This window comes from Salinivirga sp., assembly GCF_035268865.1.
Lineage (GTDB): Bacteria > Bacteroidota > Bacteroidia > Bacteroidales > Salinivirgaceae > Salinivirga.
In genome coordinates this window covers 1-9,480 of record NZ_DATFKB010000227.1, presented here as the reverse complement: position 1 = coordinate 9,480, position 9,480 = coordinate 1, and the positions used below count along the sequence as shown (strand labels likewise).

At 39.1% G+C, this 9,480-nt stretch carries 7 protein-coding genes; 5 read left to right on the top strand and 2 right to left on the bottom strand.

Going from position 1 to position 9,480, the window contains the following annotated elements:
* From VJ937_RS13650 to VJ937_RS13635, 4 genes are all read left to right on the top strand, one after another.
* Positions 1–346 (top strand): electron transfer flavoprotein subunit alpha/FixB family protein (locus tag VJ937_RS13650; RefSeq protein WP_324067971.1); only part of this gene is annotated, 346 nt, incomplete at its 5' end.
* 173 nt (positions 347–519) lie between these two features.
* Complete coding sequence (locus VJ937_RS13645; RefSeq protein ID WP_324067969.1) at positions 520–1,503, top strand: aldo/keto reductase; 984 nt, start codon at positions 520–522, stop codon at positions 1,501–1,503.
* Positions 1,504–1,802: 299 nt separating this feature from the next.
* Positions 1,803–2,657 (top strand): LytTR family DNA-binding domain-containing protein, encoded by an 855-nt coding sequence (locus VJ937_RS13640; RefSeq protein ID WP_324067967.1) that lies wholly within the window; start codon positions 1,803–1,805, stop codon positions 2,655–2,657.
* A 166-nt stretch (positions 2,658–2,823) separates the two neighbouring features.
* Positions 2,824–5,163, top strand: coding sequence for a TonB-dependent receptor (locus VJ937_RS13635; protein ID WP_324067965.1), 2,340 nt, complete (start codon positions 2,824–2,826; stop codon positions 5,161–5,163).
* An 11-nt stretch (positions 5,164–5,174) separates the two neighbouring features.
* Here the strand turns inward: VJ937_RS13635 and VJ937_RS13630 are convergent, their stop codons facing one another.
* Together VJ937_RS13630 and VJ937_RS13625 are read right to left on the bottom strand one after the other, a co-directional pair.
* A complete protein-coding gene (locus VJ937_RS13630) occupies positions 5,175–5,972 on the bottom strand; it encodes a (Fe-S)-binding protein (RefSeq protein WP_324067963.1) in 798 nt (265 codons plus the stop codon).
* Positions 5,973–5,982: 10 nt separating this feature from the next.
* A complete protein-coding gene (locus VJ937_RS13625) occupies positions 5,983–7,293 on the bottom strand; it encodes a 4Fe-4S dicluster domain-containing protein (protein ID WP_324067961.1) in 1,311 nt (436 codons plus the stop codon).
* A 347-nt stretch (positions 7,294–7,640) separates the two neighbouring features.
* Here VJ937_RS13625 and VJ937_RS13620 point away from each other — a divergent pair.
* Positions 7,641–9,480 (top strand): sodium-translocating pyrophosphatase (locus VJ937_RS13620; protein WP_324067958.1); only part of this gene is annotated, 1,840 nt, incomplete at its 3' end.

Sequence of the window (9,480 nt, the reverse complement as noted above, 5' to 3'; positions counted from 1 at the left end):
TGGCGGTCGCGGCATGAAAGGACCCGAACACTGGCAACCTCTTGAGGAACTAGCAGATGTGTTGGGAGCAGCCACAGCCTGCTCAAGGCCGGTATCTGATGAGAAATGGCGACCAGAAGAGGAGCACGTGGGACAAACCGGAAAAATCATTGCTCCAAACCTCTATTTTGCACTAGGTATATCAGGAGCCATTCAGCACGTAGCCGGAGTTAGTGGTTCTAAAACCATTGTTGCTGTAAATAATGATCCGGAAGCTCCGATTTTTGAAGTAGCCGATTACGGAATTGTTGGCGATCTGAAGGAAGTCCTGCCAAACCTCATTGAGGCAGCTAAAGCGGCAAGATAAATGGCCTCGAAAAAATCCAGCATAGTACTAAATATTTTAACAAAATAAGTCTGTTTTTGCTGTAAAAATAGCATGCCCGATTAATACACAATTTATAGCGTATTTAAATAGCTGAATAGCTAAACAATAGATTAGTTTTTATGTCACTACTGGTATAAAAAGTGAATGAAACTATGGATACAACAAAACTAAATAACATTGAAAAATCAGTATCAAGAATCGGACTCGGCACATGGGCTATTGGTGGCTGGATGTGGGGAGGCACACAAGAACAGGAATCCATCAAAACAATATTAACAGCAATCGATAAAGGTATTAACCTCATCGATACAGCTCCGGTTTATGGCTTTGGAACATCAGAGAAGATTGTGGGTAAAGCCATAAAAGAATATGGAAAACGCGAAGACCTCACGCTGATTACCAAAGTAGGTCTGGATTGGAAAAATGAACAGCCCTTTCGCAATTCAAGTAAAGAAAGATTAGAAAAAGAAATTGAAGACAGCCTCCAGCGTTTACAGACCGATTACATTGATGTGTACATGATACACTGGCCCGACCCCAAAGTGCCTTTTGAAGAAACAGCAGCTTTGCTTGAAAATTTCAAAAAAGAAGGCAAAATAAAATCCATTGCGGTATCGAACTACAGCCCTGAGCAAATGGATCAATTCCGCAAAGGGGGACAGCTGGATGTATTGGAGCCACCTTACAATATGTTTGAACGGGACTTTGAACATGAGCTCCTGCCCTATTGTAAGCAAAACAACATTAAAACAGTAGTATACGGTGCTATTTGCCGTGGATTGCTTTCTGGTAAAATGACGCAAAACCGGCAATTCGAGGGTGACGACCTGCGCAAAGCAGACCCGAAATTCCAGGAAGACCGGTTCAGCATGTATTTAAAAGCTGTAGAGGAACTTGATAAGTTTGCCCGCAAGCACTATGGTAAAAGCGTTATTCATCTGGCTGTACGCTGGATACTTGACAAAGGAGCCGATGTAGCACTTTGGGGAGCCCGCCGGCCAGACCAACTCAATGTGGTAAGCGATATGAGCGGTTGGCATCTCGACGAATCAGCACTTAAAGCAATAGATCAAATTCTGGAAGAAAACATTACAAACCCTGTGGGTCCGGAATTTATGGCTCCGCCAAAAGAATAAAACCTGGTGTCACGTCAAGCTTAATCTGACAGACCGAGTATTGCCCTTTTCATTTTTATCTGCGTTAAAATGAAAACTTCTTCAACTCATACGTCATTTCAAGCATGACATGACATAAGCTGCAAATACGCATTTTAGCTGGCTATTATTTATAATGATAGCCAGCCAAACTTGTTTTATTCCAAATAGATAACGAGTGAAATTCTAATTATGCAAACTTTAATGCTAGCAGGCATCCTGCTCATATTAAAAATAATAGCTATTTTTGGAAAAGTTTAATAAGTCAGGATGCCATTATTATGAAAAGTCTCATTAAAAGACAATTCCCGCAAAACTTCATATTACGCAATCCATTTTTAGGCAGCTTACTCATTGCTGCTTTCTGTTTTATTTTTGTAGCCCTTTACCAACCACTGGAAACTCACGCATCCGGTGCTTTCAAATACACTGAGACAATGGCAATTTATACAGTTTTTGTCGCCATGGGTATTTGGGCTATAATGGGCACTCTAAAACAATTTGAATATTTTAGGGAGGAACAGAATTGGAACTTAACCAAGGAAATCCTGCTCATATTATTTGTACTGGCAGGCATTGGCATCATCATATATTTTGCGGCTTTCCTTATTGAACCACCAGCCAATCGTTGGAACTTTGCTACATTTTTCGATTCAATGCTCAACGCTGTTTTAATTGGTATTGTGCCTTTAAGTTTTTTTACACTGATCAATATCGGATACCTGAAACCGGAAGCGATTAAAATTGCACCTAATGAAGAAAAGCCAGGAGATACTCAGGCACAAAAAATTACCATCGAATCGCAACTTAAGAAAGAATCACTGGAGTTTTATCCTTCAGCATTTCTCTATGCTGAGTCTGATGGCAATTATGTAACTTTTTACCTCTTAGAAGATAATAAAACAAGTAAACGCACCATACGTAACTCCATAAGCGCCATTGAAGAACAGGTTGCTTCAGTTCCCGAATTATTCCGCTCACACCGTGCTTTTATTGTCAATTTAAATAGAATTGTTGCGCGTCGCGGAAACTCATCAGGTTATCAACTTAAACTGAAAGGTATAGATACCGAAATTCCTGTATCAAGAAAAAAAGCACCGACTTTCAAAAAACTGACCGGAAAGCTTGAGGGTTAAAGCCTTGCACTTTATAACAAATATTTGTCATTCATACCAGGACATACTTTTATAAAAGGTGATTCTTTGCTTCCTGCAACAAATGTTTGGCATATATCCCACTTTCTTGCATACCTGTAATTCATTGATTCTATTTGCATTATGACTAATCACAAAATCAATCATCATGTGCAAATCAATCATTAAAAACCTGACAAAATCATTACTGCTTCTTTTAAGCATACAGACAGTAGTAAATGGCCAAAATTTAAAAAACTTTACAGGAACCTTAAAAGACCAAACCACTGGAAAAGCGATTCCGTTTGCAAGTGTGGTTTTATTAAAAAGCCCCGATTCAAAGCAGATTGCAGGAACCATGAGTAACATTAATGGCAATTTCACATTGCATGGTGAAAGAGAACAAGTAACACACATTAAAATTTCTCATTTAACCTACCACGATACGCTAATTTTTGCCTCAGATTTAATGACAAATAAAAATGATACGGCAATAATTCTGTTAAAAAGTAATGCTGTAGTTTGCAAAGAAATTACAATTAGTGCAGAAGCCATAAAGGGGAAAAGCGCCCCAAACGGTACCACATATTTAATAAATGAAGCCTTAAAAAAACACTCCACTTCGGCCATTGACATAGTGAAACGTTTGCCGGGCATTCAAATGGATTTTGCACAAAACCTGAAAACGCAGAACAGTGGTGAAATACTTTTAAGTGTTGATGGTAAAATACATGACATTAGCTATCTCCGGCAACTTCCGGCTGAAAAAATAAATAAAATAAAAATAAATCATCATCCGGGAGCCCAATATGGTGGAGATGTTGGCACAGTTATAAACATTACCTTGAAGGAAGACGAAAAGGGCTTTAACGGACAAGTATATTCTGAAATTCCAACAAGCGAATCAATTATTTACATGTTTCCAAAACTTCGCTTTAATTTCGCAAAAAAGAACTACAGCTTCGCCATAGCCTACAATGGCAAATTAAACTATTTCGACCTTTTAAAAGAGGATAAATACAAAGCAAACACAAGTGAAACTACCCTATGGATAAAAAATGAGCAATACCTGAGACAAAAAACCTGGTCGCACAATTTCAGTTACAGCACCGATTTTCAATTCGATAAAAAACAACTTAGCTTCTTTGGTAGCTATACGCCTTACTCACAAGAACTCGACGGGGAAATATCTACACATGACCTTAATGCTCATGAAGAAATTTATCATGCTATCAGAAAAGATCACGACATTAATCATCAACTTTATAATTCTATCAACTATCAGCAAAATTTTTCCAATGAAACAAAACTGACCACAAACCTCCAGCATGGATATTATATGGGTAATGGTTCCATAACTTATGACTCAATAAATGGTACAAACATATCAAATTCAATGTCACGCCCATATCAGCAAACTTTACGATTCAATGCCGATTTTGAGGCCTCATTTTTAACACTTTTAAAAGTAAAGCTGGGGGTAAAATCCTACTATAATCAGCTGAATGACTACGAAATGCAGAAATTTTCATATCAATCAACAATTACGGGAAGTTATGCAGAGTGCATGTATAAGAAAGATAAACTAAACATTAGTGCCGGGTCCCGGTTTGAATTTGAACACTCAAATACCAGTCAACAGTATAAGCGACGTGCGTTTGCTTTTTTGCCAGCCTTTGCATTCAATTTTAAAGTTAATAAAGAGCAAAACCTGCAGCTCCAGTACAGCAAATCAATACAACGCCCCTACCGCTACCAGCTAAACCCCTTAATAAGTAATGTGAATCTATTTCAGTCAATGGGTGGCAACAGTGAACTCAACAACCAATTGAACCATAACTTTACCTGCTCATACCATTTAACCCGGGGAAGTAATTATTATGCATTCAAGCTTTTTTACACCCAACAAACAAATGTCATCGCTCAGATCACTAAGCTCGACAATTCGAATTTGCCATTTACAACTTATAAAAATGCCGGAAATGCATTAAAATATGGAGCTACATTCAATACAGCAGTTAAAATTTTCAAGAACCTCACCATTTATGGTAATTTAAAACTATATAACATCAGCACATCAGCAAATAGAGATTTAAAACCCTATGTTAGTGAAAATAACAGTAAAGCTGCCTTCGACATATCCGTTTCTACACTCTTTAAACTGCCCGGACACTTTACATCTTCTTTGCAATTTCAGTATGTAAGTGCACAAAAACATATTCAGCGCATCTCCACCGCCGATCCCCTGTTTTTTGCCTCACTTGAAAAACATTTCAAAAATAATTTTAAGGTAGGAATTACAGGAGCAGTTCCTTTTGGTAAGAAATTAAGTTTTAGTGGCCAAAAAGTGGAAGGGGCGCAATTTACACAGAACTCACAGGGCTATATACTTTTTAACAAACTCCCTGTATGGCTAAAAGTCACATATAATTTCTCTACCGGTAATGAGATTGCCCCGGGAAAACATAAAATAAGAGCTACAGAAGAAATTAAGCAAAAGGGATTTTAAAGTCAAAAAAATCAAATTCCTAAGGCCATAGCTACCAACTCGGCAATATCGTAGTTTTTCACGGTATCCTCTTTTTTCTGAAGTTTTAAACCATCGGTAATCATGGTCATGCAAAACGGGCAGGCAGTTGCTACCACATCAGCACCGGTAGCAAGGGCTTGTTCTGTGCGTTTATCGTACACTTCACGATCACCTGGTTCTGCCTCCTTAAACATCTGTGCTCCACCAGCTCCACAACAAAGTGCTTTACTTTTATGCGGATCAATCTCAAGTGTTTTGGAGACAACTTTATTGATCACATCGCGCGGAGCATCATATTCACCATTGGCACGGCCCAAATAGCACGGATCATGATAAGTAACCTTGTACTTTTTCAATATATCCTGATTCACTTCCCCGGGATGTGCATCAAGCAGTTGCTGAATAAATTTGGTGTGATGTATAACCTCATATTGTCCCCCAAAATCGGGATATTCATTTTTAAAGGTATTGAAACAGTGCGGGCAGATGGTAATGATTTTTTTTATATCGTAACGACTAAAAGTTTCAATGACCTGCATGGCCTGCATCTGAAAAAGCATTTCATTACCCGCGCGCCGGGCGGGGTCGCCCGTGCACGTTTCTTCTGTACCCAACACCGCATAATTTACTTCGAAATAGGTTAAAATTTTGGCAAATGCTCTTGTCACTTTTTTATAGCGGTCGTCATATGCACCGGCACAACCCACCCAAAACAAGTACTCAGGTTTTTTGCCCTGAGTGTGCAAATCAGCCATTACAGGGATATTGATTTTTTTTTGTTCGGTCATAATTTAAATATTAAGCGTTCATGTAAAGTTCTTCGCTCCACTTCATTCTGTCTTCTGCTGAATACTGCCATGGTGCACCATTATTTTCAATGTTGGTAAGCATGGTCGATAAATCTCCAGGAGCTTTGGCCTGCTCCAGTACCAAATAGCGGCGCATTTCGAGAATAAGCTCAGGCTGATTAATATTGATGGGACACTCAATAACACAGGCGTTACAGGTGGTGCAGGCCCAAAGTTCTTCCGTTGTTATAAGGTGCTCTATAAGCATTTTTTTATCGTCAGCATTTTTACCGTGTTCAAGTAACTGCGGCCCACGCTCCTTCATTCGTGCACGGGTATCGACCATTATTTTCCGTGGCGAGAGTTTCTTACCTGTTTGATTTGCCGGGCAAACAGAAGTACAGCGCCCACATTGTGTACACGACAATGAATCGAGGTAATTTTTCCAGGTAATATGCTCTGCATCGCTAACGCCAAAACTGCCAGGCTCTCCAGCAGGCGGCTCTTGTGCAGCTTCCGGATTCATCATCATTTCTACTTCTGTCTTCACATCTTCCATGGTATTCATTTTACCCACAGGTGTAAGACGGCTTAAATAGACATTTGGAAGTGACGTAAAAACATGAAAATGCTTTGAATAAGGCAAAACATTGGCAAAAATAAATATCAATAAAATATGCGCCCACCAGTTTATTTCATGAAGTATATGCAATTGATCGTTAGGTATTCCGCCCAGAAACAAATCGCTAAACCGCCGACTAACCGGATAAACCCCCTCAAACCAGGCCTTTGATTCATATAGCCCTACATAGGCCATATTCATACCCAATAGCGAAACCATTAATAAAAAAATCAGTGTAAGGGCCAGAATAGCATCCTGTTTTGATTTTTTCCGGAGCTCAATGCCTTTAAAGCGATTTATATTCATTACCAACCGACGTCCAAGAAAGATAAGCATAGCCACCAATACAATAACTGCAAAAACATCACCTGAACCAATAATTACATTATAAACCGGACCAAGAACACCCAGGGCCCGATATGTGCCGGCCACTCCATCAATTACCATTTCAACGCTCCCGATTGTAATTACCAAAAAACCCCAAAAAACAAAGGCGTGCATAAGTCCGGTGAATGGCCACCTGAAAATTTTACTTTGTCCAAAAGCCACCCTCATCAGCTCATTGAATCGCTGTGCATGGTCTTTTATTTTAAATGCAGGTCGTGTAAGTTTAAAAAACCGATAAATCCTGTAGAAACTATAACCCAACAACGCTAGTGTTAGGAGCAATATGGCAGCGAAAATTATTTGTTTTATCATAGCTATTAGTATATGCAGATTTGTACGAATTTATATATTTTAATTGAAAGTACTTTGCCACAAACTCATTAATATGTTAAGTTGCTATCTATTTCATAATTAGTCTGAATTACAATAAGGAAAAATGTAGTGATTAAAATTAAAAATATTTAGTCAGCCAGAATTATTTGGACAATTTTGCTTGCAGCAGACCTTTTTCTACCCAATATTTTTTTGCTTTCAAGCTTTTACAGCTATTTTTGCTTGTTATAAAACATAAAAATTAAAAACACACAGTCAATTTAAGTCAAATGAATTTAGCCGATTTCTAGCGCAAATCGACAACAGATTAAACTAAAATTAAAAGTATGAAAAAGAAACTATTATCCTTATTGATAGTACTCACAGGTATACCGCTTGCTACTATGGCCAGTGAGGCAGATCTTGTAGTTCCTGATCTGTCGATGTTTAAAACATTGGGTACAAATGGCTGGAATCTTCTGGCCTGGGGGTTAGTCATTATTGTATTGGGCATGCTATTTGGTTTGTACCAATTCAATCGGATTAAAAAATACCCCTCGCACAAATCCATGCTTAATGTAGCCAACACCATTTATGAAACATGTAAAACCTATCTGTTGCAGCAGGGGCGCTTTTTATTTATTCTATTTCTAATTATCGGGGCTGCTATAATCTATTATTTTGGTTTTTTGGCCAGACCCGAAGCTGCCGCCGATGGTGGCATTTCTGTTTTCGGATTTGTATCGGTCATTTTACTTTGGACCGTTTTAGGTATATTGGGTAGTTACGGCGTTGCCTGGTTTGGAATTCGCATTAACACACTGGCGAACTCCCGTACTTCGTTTGCGTCGTTACAAAAAAACCCTTTCCATGTTATGAGCATACCTTTGCAGGCTGGTATCAGCGTGGGCATGCTTTTAATTACGGTTGAGCTCATCATGATGATCATCATCCTACTGTTTGTTCCTGGCGAAATTGCCGGAGCCAGCTTTGTTGGTTTTGCCATTGGAGAATCACTTGGAGCCTCTGCTTTGCGTATTGCTGGTGGTATTTTCACAAAAATAGCTGACATTGGCGCCGACCTCATGAAAATCGTTTTCAAAATTGGCGAAGATGACCCGCGCAACCCAGGTGTAATTGCCGATTGTACAGGCGACAACGCAGGTGATAGTGTAGGTCCAACAGCCGACGGCTTTGAAACTTATGGCGTAACAGGAGTTGCTTTAATTACTTTCATCATTCTGATGTTCGGCCAAACAGGTATTTTACCTGACCCAATGATGGCATCAACACTTATTGTTTGGATTTTCGCCATGCGTGTGATGATGATTGTCACTTCAGCAGTTGCTTATTGGATCAATAACGCAATTTCAAAAGTACGTTTTGGAAATAAAGATCGCTTCGATTTTGAACAACCATTGACAAGTTTGGTGTGGATTACCTCCATCATTTCAATTATTGTAACCTTTATTGTAAGCTATTTGCTAATAGGCAATATCGAAGGTGGTTTATGGTGGAAATTATCCTTCATCATCTCGCTTGGTACTATTGCAGCTGCTATTATACCCGAATTGACAAAAGCATTTACAAGTTCAAGCTCACGCCATGTAAAAGAAGTGGTAAACGCCTCCCGTGAAGGTGGAGCATCACTTACAATTTTAAGTGGTATGGTGGCCGGAAATTTTTCCGCTTTCTGGAAAGGTCTGGTTATGATGGGCTTAATGGCTGCAGGGTTTTTTATCGTTAAAGACATGACTTTATTTGGCGAATATCCGGCCATATTTGCTTTTGGGTTAATTGCTTTTGGCTTCCTTGGAATGGGCCCGGTAACCATTGCTGTTGATAGTTATGGCCCGGTAACAGACAACGCACAATCGGTATTTGAACTTTCACAAATCGAAAAAATTGAAGGCATTTCAGAAGAAATAGACAAAGATTTTGGCTTTAAACCTGATTTTGAAAAAGGAAAGCACCGCCTCGAAGATAACGACTCGGCCGGAAATACATTTAAAGCAACAGCAAAACCTGTATTGATTGGCACAGCCGTAATTGGTGCAACTACTATGATTTTTGCTATAATCCTGCTTCTTTCTAAAACTATGATAGCAGGAGAACCTATGCTGGATATCGCCCTCACATCAGCACCTGTACTACTTGGACTCATAACCGGAGGAGCTGTTATTTACT